At 69.6% G+C, this 16,343-nt stretch carries 18 protein-coding genes; 8 read left to right on the top strand and 10 right to left on the bottom strand.

The window, feature by feature from the left end:
- Window positions 1-15: 15 nt before the first annotated feature.
- From fliO to fliF, 10 genes are all read right to left on the bottom strand, one after another.
- Window positions 16-498 carry a flagellar biosynthetic protein FliO gene (gene fliO, locus VHAB30_RS18555; protein ID WP_159278080.1) on the bottom strand — a complete coding sequence of 161 codons (483 nt, stop codon included), beginning with the start codon at window positions 496-498 and terminating at the stop codon, window positions 16-18.
- On the bottom strand, window positions 495-923 hold the full coding sequence (gene fliN / locus VHAB30_RS18550; protein WP_062469325.1) for a flagellar motor switch protein FliN: 429 nt from the start codon (window positions 921-923) through the stop codon (window positions 495-497). Before fliN ends, fliO begins: the two co-directional genes overlap by 4 nt.
- Entirely contained in the window at window positions 916-1,917 is a 1,002-nt protein-coding gene (gene fliM, locus VHAB30_RS18545; protein WP_062469328.1) for a flagellar motor switch protein FliM, read from the bottom strand. Before fliM ends, fliN begins: the two co-directional genes overlap by 8 nt.
- Window positions 1,918-1,947: 30 nt before the next feature.
- Window positions 1,948-2,463, bottom strand: coding sequence for a flagellar basal body-associated protein FliL (fliL, locus tag VHAB30_RS18540; RefSeq protein WP_159278079.1), 516 nt, complete (start codon window positions 2,461-2,463; stop codon window positions 1,948-1,950).
- A 115-nt stretch (window positions 2,464-2,578) separates the two neighbouring features.
- Entirely contained in the window at window positions 2,579-3,907 is a 1,329-nt protein-coding gene (locus tag VHAB30_RS18535) for a flagellar hook-length control protein FliK (RefSeq protein WP_159278078.1), read from the bottom strand.
- A 19-nt stretch (window positions 3,908-3,926) separates the two neighbouring features.
- The gene (gene fliJ, locus VHAB30_RS18530) at window positions 3,927-4,385 is read right to left on the bottom strand and encodes a flagellar export protein FliJ (protein WP_062469337.1); all 459 of its coding nucleotides are present in this window, start codon (window positions 4,383-4,385) and stop codon (window positions 3,927-3,929) included.
- Window positions 4,382-5,809 carry a flagellar protein export ATPase FliI gene (fliI, locus tag VHAB30_RS18525; RefSeq protein ID WP_159278077.1) on the bottom strand — a complete coding sequence of 476 codons (1,428 nt, stop codon included), beginning with the start codon at window positions 5,807-5,809 and terminating at the stop codon, window positions 4,382-4,384. Before fliI ends, fliJ begins: the two co-directional genes overlap by 4 nt.
- A 4-nt stretch (window positions 5,810-5,813) precedes the next feature.
- The gene (gene fliH, locus VHAB30_RS18520; protein WP_159278076.1) at window positions 5,814-6,578 is read right to left on the bottom strand and encodes a flagellar assembly protein FliH; all 765 of its coding nucleotides are present in this window, start codon (window positions 6,576-6,578) and stop codon (window positions 5,814-5,816) included.
- A complete protein-coding gene (gene fliG / locus VHAB30_RS18515; protein ID WP_062469343.1) occupies window positions 6,565-7,566 on the bottom strand; it encodes a flagellar motor switch protein FliG in 1,002 nt (333 codons plus the stop codon). The genes fliH and fliG overlap by 14 nt, the downstream gene beginning before the upstream one ends.
- The gene (gene fliF, locus VHAB30_RS18510) at window positions 7,559-9,253 is read right to left on the bottom strand and encodes a flagellar basal-body MS-ring/collar protein FliF (protein WP_159278075.1); all 1,695 of its coding nucleotides are present in this window, start codon (window positions 9,251-9,253) and stop codon (window positions 7,559-7,561) included. Before fliF ends, fliG begins: the two co-directional genes overlap by 8 nt.
- Window positions 9,254-9,533: 280 nt before the next feature.
- Between fliF and fliE the strand changes: the two genes are divergently transcribed.
- The 8 genes from fliE to VHAB30_RS18470 all read left to right on the top strand — a co-directional run bounded on the left by fliE (window position 9,534) and on the right by VHAB30_RS18470 (window position 16,031).
- Window positions 9,534-9,851 carry a flagellar hook-basal body complex protein FliE gene (fliE, locus tag VHAB30_RS18505; RefSeq protein ID WP_095946630.1) on the top strand — a complete coding sequence of 106 codons (318 nt, stop codon included), beginning with the start codon at window positions 9,534-9,536 and terminating at the stop codon, window positions 9,849-9,851.
- 166 nt (window positions 9,852-10,017) lie between these two features.
- A complete protein-coding gene (locus tag VHAB30_RS18500) occupies window positions 10,018-11,664 on the top strand; it encodes a FliC/FljB family flagellin (protein ID WP_062469352.1) in 1,647 nt (548 codons plus the stop codon).
- 163 nt (window positions 11,665-11,827) lie between these two features.
- The gene (locus VHAB30_RS18495; RefSeq protein ID WP_095744080.1) at window positions 11,828-12,193 is read left to right on the top strand and encodes a flagellar protein FlaG; all 366 of its coding nucleotides are present in this window, start codon (window positions 11,828-11,830) and stop codon (window positions 12,191-12,193) included.
- A gap of 54 nt (window positions 12,194-12,247) precedes the next feature.
- A complete protein-coding gene (gene fliD, locus VHAB30_RS18490; protein WP_159278074.1) occupies window positions 12,248-13,696 on the top strand; it encodes a flagellar filament capping protein FliD in 1,449 nt (482 codons plus the stop codon).
- Between the two features lie 14 nt (window positions 13,697-13,710).
- A complete protein-coding gene (gene fliS / locus VHAB30_RS18485; RefSeq protein ID WP_070061560.1) occupies window positions 13,711-14,130 on the top strand; it encodes a flagellar export chaperone FliS in 420 nt (139 codons plus the stop codon).
- Complete coding sequence (locus VHAB30_RS18480) at window positions 14,130-14,495, top strand: flagellar protein FliT (RefSeq protein ID WP_223301366.1); 366 nt, start codon at window positions 14,130-14,132, stop codon at window positions 14,493-14,495. The genes fliS and VHAB30_RS18480 overlap by 1 nt, the downstream gene beginning before the upstream one ends.
- A 31-nt stretch (window positions 14,496-14,526) precedes the next feature.
- On the top strand, window positions 14,527-15,750 hold the full coding sequence (fliK, locus tag VHAB30_RS18475; protein WP_235926862.1) for a flagellar hook-length control protein FliK: 1,224 nt from the start codon (window positions 14,527-14,529) through the stop codon (window positions 15,748-15,750).
- Complete coding sequence (locus VHAB30_RS18470) at window positions 15,747-16,031, top strand: EscU/YscU/HrcU family type III secretion system export apparatus switch protein (protein WP_159278072.1); 285 nt, start codon at window positions 15,747-15,749, stop codon at window positions 16,029-16,031. The genes fliK and VHAB30_RS18470 overlap by 4 nt, the downstream gene beginning before the upstream one ends.
- Window positions 16,032-16,343: the final 312 nt, after the last annotated feature.

Genomic DNA, 16,343 nt, shown 5'->3' with positions numbered 1-16,343 from the left:
GCAGGGCAGGGCGCGTCATGGAACGGTGCGTGCCTTGCCCGCGAGCGAATCGCGCAGCTTCTGGGCGAACAGGCCCACCGGGTTCTGTGGCGACATGGGTGTGACTGCCGCAGGCGTTGCCTGGGCCGGCAGCGTGTGCAGCGTGCGGACCTGGCTGCTGGTGACGCCCAGCACCAGCCACTGGCCGGCCACGTCCACCACGACCACGCGCTCGCGCGGGCCGACCATGGCGGTGGACACCACCTTCACCACCTGGCCGCCGCCCAGCCGCTGCAGGCCGAAGCGCCGCGCCAGCCACGCGCACAGGAAGATCAGGCCGACGACCGCCGCCATGCCGAAGCCCGCCTGCAGCAGGCCCGCGCCACCGACCGCAGCGGGAGGCGCGGCTTCGCGCACCGGCGTGGGCACGGTGGGCAAGGCCGCATGCGCCGCATGAAAGCCCAGTGCGAGCAGCGCGGCGCTCCGCGCAAGCAGCGAAGACACCCGCGCCAGGTTCATGCGCGCGCGAGCTTCTGCATGCGCTCGGAGGGCGTGACGATGTCGGTCAGGCGGATGCCGTACTTCTCGTTCACCACCACGACCTCGCCCTGCGCAATGAGGTAGCCGTTGATCAGCACGTCCAGCGGCTGGCCGGCCAGGCCGTCGAGCTCGACCACCGAGCCCTGCGACAGCTGCAGCAGGTTCTTGATGGTGATGCGTGTGCGGCCGATCTCGGCGGTGAGCTGCACCGGCACGTCGAGCACGCGTGCGATGTCCACGGGCGTGGCGGACGATGCAGCCGGTGCATCCTGGATCTGCTGGAAGACCTGCGCCGTTGCGGGAGCCACGGCCGGGTCGGGCGCGGGCGCGCTGGCCGCAGTCTGCTCGGCCAGTGCGCTGGCCCAGTCGTCCGCGTCGCTGGCGGCAGAGGTGTTGTCAGTCATGGTCGTTCTTCGAATCGCTGTCTTGGTGGGAGATCATGTGTTGCACGCGCAGGGCGTAGCGCTCGTTGGAGGTGCCATAGCCGCAGGCCATCACGGGCACGCCGCCGACCTTGGCGACCACCGTCGCCGGCAGCTCGATGGGAATCACGTCGCCCACGCGCAGCTTCATCACCTCGCCCAGCGTCGAGGGCATGGTCACGAAGTCGGCGGTGAGCTCGACGTCGGCGGCCTGCATCTGGCGCGACATCTGCGTGACCCAGCGCTTGTCGACCTCGACCTCGTCCTGGATCGGGTTGGACAGCAAGTCGCGGATCGGCTCGATCATCGAGTAGGGCAGACACACGTGCAGAAAGCCGCCGATGGGGCCGAACTCGATCTGCAGCGTGGTGTTGATCACCACCTCGTTGGGCGCCACGATGTTGGCGAGCTTGCCGTGCATCTCGGCGCGCACGTAGTCGAAGGCCAGCGGGAACACCGGCTGCCACGCGTCGCCGTAGCACTGCAGCGACAGGTCGAGCAGGCGCTTGATGATGCGCTGCTCGGTGCGCGTGAAGTCGCGCCCTTCCACGCGCACGTGGTAGCGCCCGTCGCTGCCGAACAGGTTGTCCACCACGAGGAACACCAGCTTCGGGTCGAACACGAAGAGGGCGGTGCCGCGCAGCGGCTTCATGTGGACCATGTTGATGTTCGCGGGCACCGGCAGGTGCCGCACGAACTCGCCGAACTGCTGGATCTGCACCGGCCCGACCGAGATGTCGGGGCTGCGGCGCATGAAGTTCAGCAGCGCGCTGCGCAGGCCGCGCGCAAAGCGGTCGTTGATGACCTCCAGCGTGTGCATGCGGTTGCGCACCACGCGGTCGGGCGCACCGAGGTCGTAGGCCGGCAGGCCGTCGGGCGGCGGCGCGGGCGCGGCGGCCTGGTCGAGGTCGCCGCCGGTGACGCCCTGCAGCAGCGCATCGACCTCGTCCTGGGAGAGCACCTGTTCATACGCCATGGATCGCGGGTCCGCAAACGGGCATCGTCGTCACTGCACGACGAAGGAGTTGAAGGACACGCTCGCGATGCCCAGCTCGGGCAGGCCCTCGGCCAGCGGTGCGTTCAGCGCGCTGTGGATTTCCGTGGCCAGCCGGGCCTTGTCTTCCGACGTGACCAGCGATTCGGGCGGGCGGTTCGACAGCAGCACCAGCAGGCGGCTGCGCAACTCGGGCATGAACTCCACGATCTGCGCCTTGGCCTGCTCGTCGCGCACCTTCAGCGCCATGCCGATCTGCAGGAAGCGCGAGCGGCCTTCGGACTGCAGGTTGACGGTCAGCGGCTCCAGCAGCAGGAAGATGGGTTTCTCGGGCACCGGCGCCTTGACCGTCTCGGCGGCGGCGTGCTCGGTGAAGCGGGGCAGCACGAAGACGTACGCGGCCGCGCCGGCCGCGGCCAGGCCGAGGACGGCCACGAGCCCGATCAGCAGTTTCGAGGTGCGGCGCGAGGCCGGCGGGTCGGTCGCGACCGACGCAGCCGCGGTGGCGGCGGGAGAAGAGGTAGCCATGGTGAAACGGTGGACGGGTCCGATCTATTCTTTGCGAAGTCGCCCGCCTGCGAACGGCCGAACAAGCGCACAAAGGCGCTTCACATCCGTTCATTGCAGGAGGCGAGGGGCGGTTTCAGGCGAAGGTGTCGACGCCCGGGCCCGTGCGTGGGGTGGCAACGGGGCGGGGTGCTGCCGTGGCCGTGCGGGCGATGTCGGTGGCAGCGGAAGTGCCCTGCGGTCGCCACGCGCCCTGTCGTTGGTGTTGCTGCTGTTGCTGCTGCGCAAACGCCGCGTCCTGCCCGAAGGGCGCGCGCGTGTCCGCGCCCACCGAGGTCTGGCCCAGCGTGATGCCCTGCTCCGACAGGCTGGTGCGCAGCTGCGGCAGCGCGGCCTCGACGGCCTTGCGCACGCTCTCGTGCGCCGACACGAACGCGGCCTGCGCCTGGTGCTCGCCGACCGACAGCGTGACCTTCAGCGGGCCGAGGCCGGCGGGGTTGAGGTTCAGCTCGGCCGTGTGCGTGCCGCCGAGGCTCATGCGCGCGAGCTGCTGGCCGAGTGCGGGCGCCCATTTCTCGCTGCCGACTTCGGGGGCGAGCGTGTGCACGGCGGGGCGTGCGACGGGGCTTTCGGTCGTGCGGTCGGTGGAAGCGGCGGCGGGTTGTTGAAGTGCAAAGGAAGCTGCTGGGGTTGCCGCGTCGTCGCTTGAAACGGTGGCGGGCACTGCGGTGACAGGTGCGGCTTCTGCCGTCACGGGCTTCGCATCGCCAGCGGGCTGGGCTTGCGCGGCGGCTGCCAGCTGTTCGGTGGTGGTGGCGCTCACGGTGCGCGGTGCGCCCGCGCGACCCGGTGCGGCGGTGCCGACGGGCGGGCCCGCAGGTGCGGCCGCCGGCTTCTTGCCATCGACAGCCACCGGCTGCGCGGCCACGGCGGCGCGCACGATCTCGTACAGCGAGGGCGGTGCTGCGTTGTCGGCTTCAGGTGCTGCGCTTTGTGTGGCGGCAGTGGCGGTGGGGGCGGAAGCGTCTTCGGTGGCGATGGCAGGCGCGGGCGTGGCGGCGACATCGCTGCTCACTCGGACCGTGCCTGTAGGGAGACCGGCTTGCGCGTCGGGCGTGACCGGCGCCAGTGAAGTTTCTGGCGCACCGCTGCCCTGCGTGGCCGCACCTCCAGCAAGCACCAATGCCTGTTGCGGCGTGACGGCTGCTGCAAGAAAAGCGAAATCCGGCTCTGCAGGCTGTGCATCCCGCACCTCTTCCGCAAGATCCGCCTTGCGCGGCGGCTTGGCCTCCGCCACCACGGTGTCGGCATCCGACGCCTTCTCGGCCTGGCTCGCACGCGAACGTTCGAGCGCGGCACCGAACGCACGGCCCTGCGCTTCGTCGGCACTGCGGCCACGTGCGCCGCCCTGCGCCACCGGCGAAGTGGCGGCAGGCGTGACGGACGGCGGGATCATGGGAGGCATGTCGGTTCCTGGAGGAGATTCAGTGGGTGGGGTGCGAGGCGCGGTCGAAGAACTGGCGGGCGGCGCGTTCGTCGCTGTCGCGCTGTTCGCGCTTGGCCTGTGCCATCAGCTCCTGCGCGCGCACGCGATCGGCCAGCGTGTCGAAGGAGCTGAGGCGGCGCTTCTCGCGCTGCCAGTCGGTGCGGCCCCGGTCGAGCTGGTGCCCGGCCCGCTCGGCGATGGCGCGCTGCTGCGCGATCGCGTGGTCGAGCGTGCCGAGGAAGTTGCGGTAGTTGCGCCACTGAGACGACGGCAGGCCGCCGCGCATCAGCGTGTCGAGCTGCGCGTGGTAGTCCTGACGGTACTGCAGCAGCAGTTCGAGCTTCTGCTGCGCGCTCAGGTGCGCGCTCTGCAAGGCGCCCAGGCGGCGCGCGGCGTCGTCGGTCTGGCTCTGCGCCAGGTCGATGAGCATGCCGAGGGGGAGCTTGCTGCTGCTCATGGGCGTCCTGGGGAAGGTATGTTCGTGAACAGGCTGTCCATGTGGGCGATGGCCTCCTCGTAGCCGGTGCGTTCGTGCATCGACTGCTGCAGGAAGGCCTCGATGCGCGGGTACATCGCGATCGCCTGGTCCAGCTGCAGGTCGTGCCCCGGCGCGTAGGCGCCGACGCTGATCAGGTCGCGGTTGCGCTGGTAGCGCGACAGCATCTGCTTGAAGCGGCGCACGGTGTCGAACTGCGCGGGCGCGATCAGCGACGTCATTGCGCGGCTGATCGAAGCCTCGATGTCGATGGCCGGGTAGTGCCCCGCTTCGGCCAGCGTGCGCGAGAGCACGACGTGGCCGTCCAGGATCGCGCGCGCCGAATCGGCGATCGGGTCCTGCTGGTCGTCGCCTTCAGAGAGCACGGTGTAGAAGGCGGTGATCGAGCCGCCGCGCCCCTGCGCGTCGCGCGCGCCGTTGCCGGCACGTTCGACCAGCGCAGGCAGCCGCGCGAACACCGAGGGCGGGTAGCCCTTGGTGGCGGGCGGCTCGCCCACGGCCAGCGCGATCTCGCGCTGCGCCATCGCATAGCGCGTGAGCGAATCCATGATGAGCAGCACGTCCTTGCCCTGGTCGCGAAAGTACTCGGCCAGGCAGGTGGCGTAGGCCGCGCCCTGCAGGCGCAGCAGCGGCGAGTTGTCGGCCGGCGCGGCCACCACCACGGCGCGGGCCAGGCCTTCCTCGCCCAGCGTGTTCTCGATGAAGTCCTTCACCTCGCGACCGCGTTCGCCGATGAGACCGACCACGATCACCTCGGCGCTGGTGTAGCGCGCCATCATGCCCAGCAGCACGCTCTTGCCCACGCCCGAGCCGGCAAACAGGCCCATGCGCTGGCCGCGGCCGACGGTGAGCATCGCGTTGATGGCGCGCACGCCCACGTCGAGCACCGAGTCGATGGCCGCGCGCGACAGCGGGTTGATCGGCGGCGCCGCCAGCGGCACCTGGCGCGCCACGTCGAGTGGGCCCAGGCCGTCGAGCGGCCGGCCGGCCGCATCGACCACGCGCCCCAGCATGCCTTCGCCCACGGGCAGGCGCTTGGTGTGGGCGTCGCCGGTCGCACCGGGTTCGCGCAGGCCGGGCCGCGCGAACACGCGCGCGCCGGGCAGCAGGCCCGCCACCTCGGTCTGCGACATGAGGAAGAGGCGGTCGCCCGCGAAGCCCACCACTTCGGCCTCGGCATGGCGCTGCGGATGGCCGGGCGGCAGTTCGATGAGGCAGTCGCTGCCCACGGGCAGCTGCAGGCCCACGGCCTCGAGCACGAGGCCGACGGCGCGCGTGAGGCGGCCCGAGGCGGTGGTGGTCGTGCTGCGGGCGACGTCGGCGCGCGCCTGTTCCAGCACGGCGCGCACGCTGGTCAGATGAGGGTTGGTAGCCGTCGTCTGCATCGGTTCAGGAAGCGTCGCCACGCAGCGCCGCACCCACACGCTCCCAGCGCGTGGCCAGGCTGGCGTCCAGCTCGCCCGTGGCCGACTGCACGCGGCAGCCGCCGCGCGCCAGGCTGTCGTCGGCGCGCAGCTGCCAGCCGGCCACCTCGATCTCGTTGCCCAGGCTGTTCTTCACCAGTGCCAGGTCGTCGGGGTGCAGCAGCAGGCGCGGTTCGCCGCGCAGCGCGGGTTCGGCATGCAGCAGGTCGCGCACCAGCGGCAGCACCCACTCGGGCTCGGACTGGTAGGTGCGGTGCACCACCTGGCGCGCCACGTCGAGCGCGAGCGCGAGCACGGTCTCGGCCAGTTCGGCCTCGGCGCCGCGCAGCGCTTCGGGCAGCGAGCGGGCCAGCGCACGCAGGCGTTCGGCGTGCACGCTGGCGGCGGCGAGGCCGGTGGCCAGGCCTTCGGTGTGGCCGACCTGGCGGCCTTCGGCCAGCCCGGCGGCGCGGCCCTCGGCCTCACCCGCGGCGCGCGCTTCCTTGCGGATGCGGGCCAGTTCGGCGAGGTCGACCTTGGGGGCGGGAGGTGCAGCAGGCGGGGAAGGGCGCTGCACGGTTTGACGCGAGAGGGCCGTGCCCGACGGCGCCTTGCCATCGAGCGTGCCCATCTCCCACCGTTCCCAGGCCGACAGCGCGGGCGTGCCGGCGCCGGCCTGGCGCGCGGCCGCGTGGATGGCGGCGAGGCGCTCGCGCGATCCTCCGAAGGCGCCGGGGTCAGACGAAGTCATCGGTGCCAGGCGCCGCGATCACGATCTCGCCGGCGTCCGCCAGGCGGCGGGCGACCTGCAGGATGGCCTTCTGTTCGGTCTCGACCTGCGACACGCGCACGGGACCGCGCAGCTCCATGTCCTCGCGCAGCGTCTCGGCCGCGCGCTGCGACATGTTGCTGAGGAACTTGTCTCGCAGTTCCAGCGGCGCGCCCTTGAGCGCGATGATGAGCGAGTCGCTCTCGATGTCCTTGAGCAGGCGCTGGATGCTGCGGTCTTCCAGGCCCAGCAGGTTCTCGAACACGAACATCTCGTCGACGATGCGCTGGGCCAGCGCCTCGTCCTGCTCGCGCACATGGGCGATGGCTTCTTCTTCTACCGTGGTGCTCATCAGGTTGACGATCTCGGCCGCGGTGCGCACGCCGCCCAGGCGGCTGCGGCGCAGGCCCTGGCCCGCGAGCATCTCGGTCAGCACCTCGGTCAGCTCGTTCAGCGCCGAAGGCTGCACGCCGCCGAAGGTGGCCACGCGCATGATCACGTCGTGGCGCAGGCGCGCGGGCAGCTTCTCGAGCACCTCCGAGGCCTTCATGCGGTCCAGGTGCACCAGCAGCGTCGCGAGGATCTGCGGGTGTTCGTCGCGGATGAGCTCGGCCACCTCGCCGGCCTCGAGTTCGTTCAGGCGCTCGATGCCGCCGTGCGGCTCGTCGGGCTGCAGGATGTCCTCGAGCAGGTTGCTCGCGCGGTCGTCGCCCAGCGCCTTCTTGAGCACGGCGCGGATGTAGCTGGTCGAGCCCAGGTGCAGCGCCGACAATTGCTCGGTCTCCTGGCGGAACTCGGCCAGCACCGAGGCCAGCTCGTCGCGCGACACCGCACTCAGCTTGGACATGGCCAGGCCCAGCGCCTGCACCTCGGAGGTGGGCAGCAGGTGCAGCGCGGCGGCGGCGCGGTCTTCGCCCAGCGCCATGAGCAGGATGGCGCTCTTGCGGGTGCCTGCTTCGCTGCTAGTCATCGGAGTGCATCCAGTGCTGGATCAGGGCGGCCACGAGCTTGGGGTCCTTGTCGGCGGTCTGCTGGGCGTAGTCCATGTCGGCCTTCTGGCGTGCGGACTCGCGCTGCTGCAGGGTTTCTTCGGGTTCGGCGGAAGGCGCGACGGTGTCAGCGGCCACGGGCGTCGCAGGTGGTGCGGGCGGCAGCGCAGCCAGGTGCCGGCGCATCAGCGGGCGCCCCACGGCGAACCAGGCGAACAGCGCGAGCAGGCCGATGAGCAGGTAGGGGACCAGCGTCTTGCCGAGCGCGAGGGTGTCGCGGTCGCGCCAGAACGGCAGCTCGGGCGCGGGGCCGGCCTCGCTGTCGCCGTCGCGGGCGAAGGCGCTGTTGACCACGTTGAGCGAGTCGCCGCGTTCCTGGCTGAAGCCCATCGCTTCCTTGGCGAGGTTGCGGATCTGCTCCAGCTCGGCGGGCGCGAGCGCGCGGGCGCTGGCCTTTCCGGCGGCATCGACCGTGTCGCGGTGGTTCACCACCACGGCGACCGACAGGCGCTTCACGCCGCCGGCGGCCTGCTGCACGTGGCGGATGGTGCGGTCGAGCTCGTAGTTGGTCGTGACGTCCTTGCGCGTGTTGCTCGGACCGGCGGGTGCAGCGGCGGGTGACGCGTTCGGCGTGTTCGGTGCGCCCGGCGCGTTCGGTGGCTTGGGCGCCGTGATCGGCGCCGTCGGGTTCACCGGCGGCTGGTTCGACAGCGCCCCCGGCACGCCGCCCGGCGGCGCGCCGTTGTGCTGCGCCGATTCGCTGGACTGCTGGCTGCGGATCGCGGCCTGCGCCGGGTCCTGGTTGGGCCTGTACTTCTCGTCGGTGTGTTCCACCACCGAGAAGTCGATCTCGGCCGCGACCTGCGCGCGCACGTTGCTCGCGCCCACCAGCGGCTGAAGAATGGCTTCGATGCGGCGCACGTAGCCCTGCTCGATCTCCTGCGCGTACTTGAGCTGGCTCACGTCCAGCCCCTGGCTGGTGCCGCGCGCCGACGACAGCAGGTTGCCGCGCTGGTCGACCACCGTGACGTTCTTGGCGTCCAGGTCGGGCACGCTGCTGGACACCATGTGCACGATGGCGCTCACCTGGCCTTCGTCGATGCTGCGCCCGCGCATCAGCGTGAGCACCACCGAGGCCGAAGGCTTCTTCTGGTCGCGCACGAAGAGCGACGGCTTGGGCAGCGCCAGGTGCACGCGCGCGGCCTCGATGCTGCCGATCGATTCGATGGAGCGCGCCAGCTCGCCTTCGAGCCCGCGCTGGTAGTTGACCTGCTCGGCGAATTGGCTGGTGCCGAACTTCTGGTTGTCCATCAGTTCGAAGCCCACGCCGCCGGCCTTGGGCAGGCCTTGCGCCGCGAGCTTCAGCCGCGTCTCGGCCACCTTGTCGCCCGCGATCAGGATCGCACCGCCGCCCTCGGCGAACTTGTAGGGCACGTTCATCTGCTGCAGCGACGCGATGATCGCGCCGCCGTCGCGGTCCGACACGTTGGTGTAGAGCACCTTGTAGTCGGGGCCGCGGCTCCACAGGAAGAAAGCGGCCGCCACCGTCGCCAGCGCCGCGGCGCCGAGGATCAGCGGCAGCCGGGGCTGCGCGCGCATGCGCTCCAGCATCGGGGGCAGGCCGTTGGCGCCCGCCGCCAGGCCGCCCGTGGGCGCGGCCGTGCTCATCGGCGCGCCTTCGCCGGGGCCGTTGCGCCGCGCAGGGCCGGCGCCGGTGTGAGAGAGGGAATTCGGTGTTGGGATGTCATGCCGGTGGCCGGCGACGTCGTGCGCGGCCTGTGGTTTCGCGAACGATTGTCAGCAGGCGATGTGGAATTCGATCGGTCGAACAGCCGGGGGTTTTGCCCTCAGTTGCGCGTTTGAATGGGGGTCTTCCCTTGATACGCTGCCTGCCGGTTGGAGCGCTCGCGCGCTCCGTGTCAAGTCAGCTGGAAGTGAACTTTTCCCCATGTCCATCAATGCCATCGAATCCGTCCTGCAGCAGATGCGCGCCACCGCGCTGGCCAGCGGCATGGGGCCCGCGACCTCTGCACCGGCCGGCGCGGGCGGCTTCGCGGCCGAGCTGCAGCGCTCGCTCGCCAACATCAGCGGCGCGCAGCAGCAGGCCTATGCGCAGGCCGAGTCGTTCGAGCTGGGCAAGCCCGGCGTGGCGCTCAACGACGTGATGGTCGACCTGCAGAAGGCCAACGTGGCGTTCCAGACCGGGCTGCAGGTGCGCAACCGGCTGGTGACGGCCTACCAGGAAATCATGAGCATGCAGGCATGACGAGGCAGAGGGCGGCAACGTAGAACTTTTTTCGTTGCGGCCCTAAAGGTTTGCGGACACCCGCCGATATCCCCTTCAACGATGGCTTGAGTCTCACCGTGGAAGCGGGTCCAGCGTTACGGCCGATGGCCGGAGTCCACAACCTTTTGTCAATCAGGAGTCGAACATGGCGCAAGTCATCAATACGAACAGCCTTTCTCTTCTCACGCAGAACAACCTCAACAAGTCGCAATCGGCCCTGAACACGGCCATCGAGCGCCTGTCTTCCGGCATGCGCATCAACAGCGCCAAGGACGACGCCGCCGGCCAGGCCATCGCCAACCGCTTCACCGCCAACATCAAGGGCCTGACGCAAGCCGCGCGCAACGCCAACGACGGCATCTCGATCGCGCAGACCACCGAAGGCGCGCTGACCGAAGTCAACAACAACCTGCAGCGCATCCGCGACCTGTCGGTGCAGGCCGCCACCGGCACCAACTCGGCCACCGACCTGGACTCGATCCAGTCGGAAATCGGCCAGCGCCTGGACGAAATCAACCGCGTGTCGGAGCAGACCCAGTTCAACGGCGTGAAGGTCCTGTCGGCCAACGCCGGCAAGCTGACGGTGCAAGTGGGCGCGAACGATGGCGAAACCATCGACATCGACCTGCAGGAAATCAGCGCCAAGACCCTGGGTCTGGAAAGCTTCAACGTGAACGGCACGGGCACGCTGAACAAGGCCGCCACCAAGGACGACCTGACGCTGGCTGGCGCTGTCGCCAACGGCGCACCGGTCAACGGCACGCAGAAGTACGACGTCACGGCCACCAACACGCTGGCCACGCGCAGCCAGCTGCTGGCGGGCGCCAAGGCGGGCGACTCGGTCGTCACCGCAGGTTCCACCTACACCTACGACGCCGCCAAGTCGAAGTTCACCTTCGGTGAAACGGGCCGCACGAACGCCGCCACGATCGCTTCGCTCCAGCCCGCAGCGGGCGCGAGCAAGACCGCCACGGTCACCATCGGCGGCAACTCGCTGGACGTCAAGATCGACAGCGCAGGCACCATCACGGCAACCGACGGCTCCGCGCTGTGGGTGGACACGGCCGGCAACCTGACGCAGAACAATGCGGGCGGTACGGGCACGGCAGCCACGCTGACCAGCCTGACGACCAGCATGGCGTCGGGCACCGGCACGGGCGGCACCATCAAGGTGGGCGGCACGACCTACACGGCCACTGCCGCTGCAGCCAACTTCGACGTGACCGGCGACGAAATCTCGGCCTCCGCGCTGAACGACAAGCTGGCCGCAGGTGCTGGCATCGCCGTGACGGCGGCGACCCTCGGCGGCGTGGCAGGTGTCACGATCGCTGCCAACGGCACGGTGACCGGTGCCTACGTGGGCGCCGACGGCTCGCTCGGCAACTCGCTCACCACCGTGTCGACCTACAGCGTGCACAGCAACGGCGCAGTGACCGACGGCGCTGGCAATGCGGTCTACGCCGATTCGGCCAAGGCTGGCGCCTTCACGCTGAACGCCCGCAGCGGCAAGACCTCGACGGTCGACCCGCTCAAGGCCCTGGACGCCGCCCTGTCGAAGGTCGACAAGCTGCGCTCCTCGCTGGGTGCGGTGCAGAACCGTTTCGACTCGGTGATCGCCAACCTCGGCACCACCATCACCAACCTGTCGTCGTCGCGTTCGCGCATCGAAGACTCGGACTACGCCGTGGAAGTGTCGAACATGACGCGCGCGCAGATCCTGCAGCAAGCCGGTACCTCGGTGCTGGCACAGGCGAACCAGACCACGCAAGGCGTGCTGTCGCTGCTGCGTTGATTCGCTAAGACCGCCGGGCGCCCCTCACGAGGGCGGCGCCCGGTGCCTTGGTTTTTTGCTCGCAGGCCTTCGGGGCGACCCGAAGCCGCCTGCGTTGTCCTGTGCGGCCACGTTCATGGCGAGGCCGCACAGGACAACGAACTCCAGAAGAAGAACGCAGACCATGTCCCAGCCCGTACCCGCCGCCTCCGCCGTGGAAAGCCCCTGGCTGCAGCAACTGCTCGCCGGCCGCACCGGCGGCGCCGCTGCGGCCGCCGCCGAGGCCGCCGCACTGCGCAAGGCCGAGGCCGAAGTCGAGGAGGCGACGCCGGTGCAGATCGAGATGGCGGTGAAGTCCGTCAACGCCTCGCTGGAAAGCCGCTCGATCAGCCTGCAGTTCGAGGTCGACCGCGACACCGACAAGCTCATCGTCAAGGTGGTCGACCGCAGCAACGGCGAAGTCATTCGCCAGATTCCGACCGAAGAGGTCGTTCGCATCGCCAAGGTCATGGACCGGCAGGCCGGGCTTCTGGTGAGCCAGCAAGCCTGATCACGACCCGCTCCGGACCTCTTCATTTCATTCGCATTTCAGGACACCCCCGACATGGCATCGATCAGCAGCATCGGCGTTGGCGCCAACCTTGACCTGGGCGCATTGCTCACCCAGCTGCAGGCCGCGGAGAACCAGCCGCTGGTGGCCCTGAAGGCCAAGCAGACCAGCTACAACAGCAAGCTCTCGGCCTACGGCACGCTGCAAAGCGCGCTCACCGGCATCCAGGCGGCTGCCAAGAAGCTGGGCGACCCGGCGCTGTTCCAGGCCATCACCGGCACGCCCAGCGTGAGCGGCATCCTGGCCGCGAGCGGCACCGACCCGAGGTCGGTCGGTACCTATGCCATCGACATCTCGCAGCTCGCGCAGGCGCAGTCGGTCATCGCGAAGGGCCAGGCCAGCACCACCGCCGCGATCGGCAGCGGCAAGATCACCATCGACTTCGGCAAGGTCTCCGGCGGCACGCTGGACCTGGCGACCGGCCAGTACACCGGCGCCACCTTCGACAAGGACGCGACGCGCACGGCCAAGCCGATCACCATCGATGCGACCAACAACACGCTGGGCGGCATCCGCGATGCGATCAACGCGGCCAACGCGGGCGTGTCGGCCACCATCGTGAACGACGGCAGCGGCACGCCCAACCGGCTGGTGCTCACTTCCACGCAGACCGGCGAGGCCTCGGCCATGCGCATCTCGGTGGACGGCGACGCCGCGCTGCAGAACCTGCTGGGCAACGACCCCGCCGGCACGCAGAACCTGAAGCAGACGGCCGCGGCGCAGAACGCCAAGCTCACCGTCAACAACATCGCCGTCACCAGCACGAGCAACTCGGTGACCGACGCCATCCAGGGCACCACGCTCACGCTGGTGCAGACCGGCAAGCTCAGCCTGGTGATGAAGGCCAACACGACGTCGGTGAAGACGGCCATCACCGATTTCGTGAAGGCCTACAACGCGCTGCAGAGCACCGCGAAGTCGCTCACGGCCTTCGACACCGACGCCAAGGCCGCCGCGCCGCTGGTGGGCGACTCGACCTTGCGCAACCTGCAGACGCGCATCCGCCAGGCGCTGGTCGCCCCGCAGGTGGGCGGCCCGAACGACCTGAAGGTGCTCACGTCCATCGGGATCTCGTTCCAGAAGGACGGCACGCTGGCGATCGACAACGACAAGCTCGACAAGGCCATCGACACCAACCTGGAGGGCGTGGCGAAGCTGTTCTCCAGCGGCACCGGCAGCACCGCCGGCTACGGCAAGCAGCTGACGGCGCTGGTCGAGGACCTCACCGGCACCAAGGGCGCGCTCAAGGTCGCCACCGACGGCGTGACGAGCTCGCTCAAGCAGCTCGACACCCAGTACACCGCGATGAAGGAGCGCGCGGACGCGACGGTGGAGCGCTATCGCAAGCAGTTCGTGCAGCTGGACGTGGCGATGAACAAGATGAACGGCACGCTGAAATACCTCGCGCAGCAGTTCGACGCGATGAACGCCAGCAAGGGCTGAGGACAGGACGCGACATGTACAGCTCTCACCACTCCCGCACCGGTGCCGGCGTCTACGCGCGCGTCGGCGTGGAGACGCGCGCCATGAGCGCGTCGCCGCTGCAACTGATCCACATGCTGTTCGACGGCGCGAAGACCGCCATCGGCGCGGCACGCCTGCACATGACGGCCGGCGACATCGGCGCCAAGGGGCAGGCCATTTCGAAAGCCATCAACATCGTCGACAACGGCCTGAAGGCCAGCCTCGACGCCGAGGCGGCCGGCGAGGCCGGCGGCGACATCGTCGGCAACCTGTCGTCGCTGTACGACTACGTGGTGCAGCGCCTGCTGCTGGCCAACCTGCGCAACGACGTGCAGGCGCTGGACGAGGCCGACCGCCTGCTCGATCACCTGGCTTCCGCCTGGCGCGAGATCGACGACAGGCCTTCCAACTGATGATGCAGAGCGTGACCTGGGGGCAGGAACAGATGGCCGTGCGCAGCGAGATCGTTCATTGCTACGAGCAGCTGGCTGCGTGCATCTCGACGATGCTGGCGCTGGCCCGTGCCAAGGAATGGGGGCAGCTGCCCGAGCTGGAGGCCCGGTGCTCGGCGTCGGTCGAGCGCCTGAAGGCGATCCAGCCACTGGCGTCGCTGGAGCCCGCGCAGCGCGACCTGGTGCTGCGCCTGCTCGAGCGCATCTGCACCGAGCAGGCCGAACTGTCGGGGCTCATCAAGCCGCAACTCGACGACCTGATCCGCCGCATGGATTCGCTCAACCACCAGAAGAACCTGGGCAAGGCCTACGGCCTCGCGCACTGACGCGAACCGACAGGACGACACCACCGTGGCCATGCTGGGACTCACCGGACTGATCGATGCACTGAGGGCCGCGCGCCTGACGCCGCCGCTCGACCTGCTCGGCCTGCGGCCGGAGACCACGGTGGGCGCGCCCGGTGCGGCGGTGGCCGTGCCGAAGACGGCGAACGACGTGCGCCTGCCGTCGCGCGCGGCGCTGGACCGGTTGGTGCCGTCGGGCGCGTCCGGTGGCGAGGTGGCTGCGCCGCCCGCCGGCGGTGCACCGCCTTCGATCGACACCCGCCTGTCGCTGGCCGCGCGCGTGATCGGCGCGGTGCTGGCCGACCTGCAGGCCGCGCCGGGGCCGGTGCGGGGCGAGGCGCCGTTGCTGCAGCCCGTCGCGCGCCAGGGCACGAACACCGCGGCACTCGCGGGCACGCTGGCGCAGACGGTGGCGGACAGTGGGCTCTTCTACGAATCGCACCTCGCCGAATTCGCGGCCGGCACGCGCACGCTCGCGCAGATGGCGCGGGAGCCGCAGGCGCGCTGGGCGAGTCCGGTGATGGTGGCGACGACGACAAGCACACCAGGGCAGGGCGTGGTGGCTGCGGCGACGGCGCTGGCTGCGGTCGATGTTGCAACGCCGCCCGCGCCGAATGCGCAGGCGCAGGCCCCGCAGGTCGACGCGCCGGAAGCCGACATCGCACAAGCAGCGCGTGGCGCTGCGCGCAGCGAGACCGCCGCCGCGCCCGCACCGGATGCGGCGCGCGTGCAGGCGGCCTACGGCCTCTCCGATCCCGCGCCGGAAATGCCCGCGCCCCGCATCGCAGAACACGCGCGCGCTGCGGCCGACGTCACCAGCACGCCGCCCCCGCGCAGCGCCGAAGTGATCCATCCGCAAGCCGTCACCGTCGTGCACCAGCAGCTCGACCTGCTGGCCAGCGCCGCCTTCCGCTGGAGCGGCCACGCCTGGCCCGAGGTGCCGATGGCGTGGACCATCGAGGAAGAACCCGCCAGCTCCAACGCACGCGAAGGCGAACCCGCCGAGGAAGAAGCCGCGCGCCGCTGGTCGACCACCGTGTCGCTCGTGCTGCCGCGCCTGGGCGAAGTCGACCTGCGCCTGAGCCTCAGCGGTCCGACCGTGCAGGCGCAGCTGCAGGCGCGCGAGCACGCCACCGTGGCCCGCCTGCGCGGCGACGCCGGCCGGCTCGCGCAACGCTTCGAGGCTGTCGGTCTTCAACTGCAGCAGCTGCAGGTCACGGAGAAGGCGCCGGCATGAGCGATGACCTTCGCAACCGCCACAGCGCCGTCGTGCTCTCGCATGCGGACACGCGCAAGGCCCCCGTCGTCGTCGCCAAGGGCTATGGCGTGGTCGCCGAATCGATCCTGCGCGAGGCGCGCGCGCACGGGCTGTATGTGCATGCGTCGGCCGACCTCGTGAAGCTGCTGATGCAGATCGACCTCGACCGCCAGATCCCGCCGCAGCTGTACCAGGCGGTCGCGGAAGTGATGGCCTGGATTCACCGGCTGGAAGGCGGCGCCGAGGCGGCGGCGCCTTGATCGGCGGTTGTTCTATGGAAAGTCATTGACCTATTGAAAGACCCTGAATAAAGCCGTCGATTAACGCTCGTCGGTGTTCGATAGTCTTTATAAATTCAATTGGCGAGGGGATTGCCAATTGCCGGAATACGCACGATCGTAACAATTGCTTGCGCTCCGTGACCGCGCGCCGGTGCCAGGACTGAAACCGCTTCCCCAGAGGGAGTCCTGAAGCCTTCCGTCGGAAACCGCGTCAAAACCCTTTTACTTTTTGGTCTACTTTGTCTTCGAAGTGTAAATAAGTGTGTATATAATGTATACATGTTGGATGGA

This window comes from Variovorax boronicumulans (assembly GCF_009811375.1).
Classification (GTDB): Bacteria; Pseudomonadota; Gammaproteobacteria; order Burkholderiales; family Burkholderiaceae_C; genus Variovorax; species Variovorax boronicumulans.
This window is presented reverse-complemented; position numbering and strand designations above follow the sequence as displayed.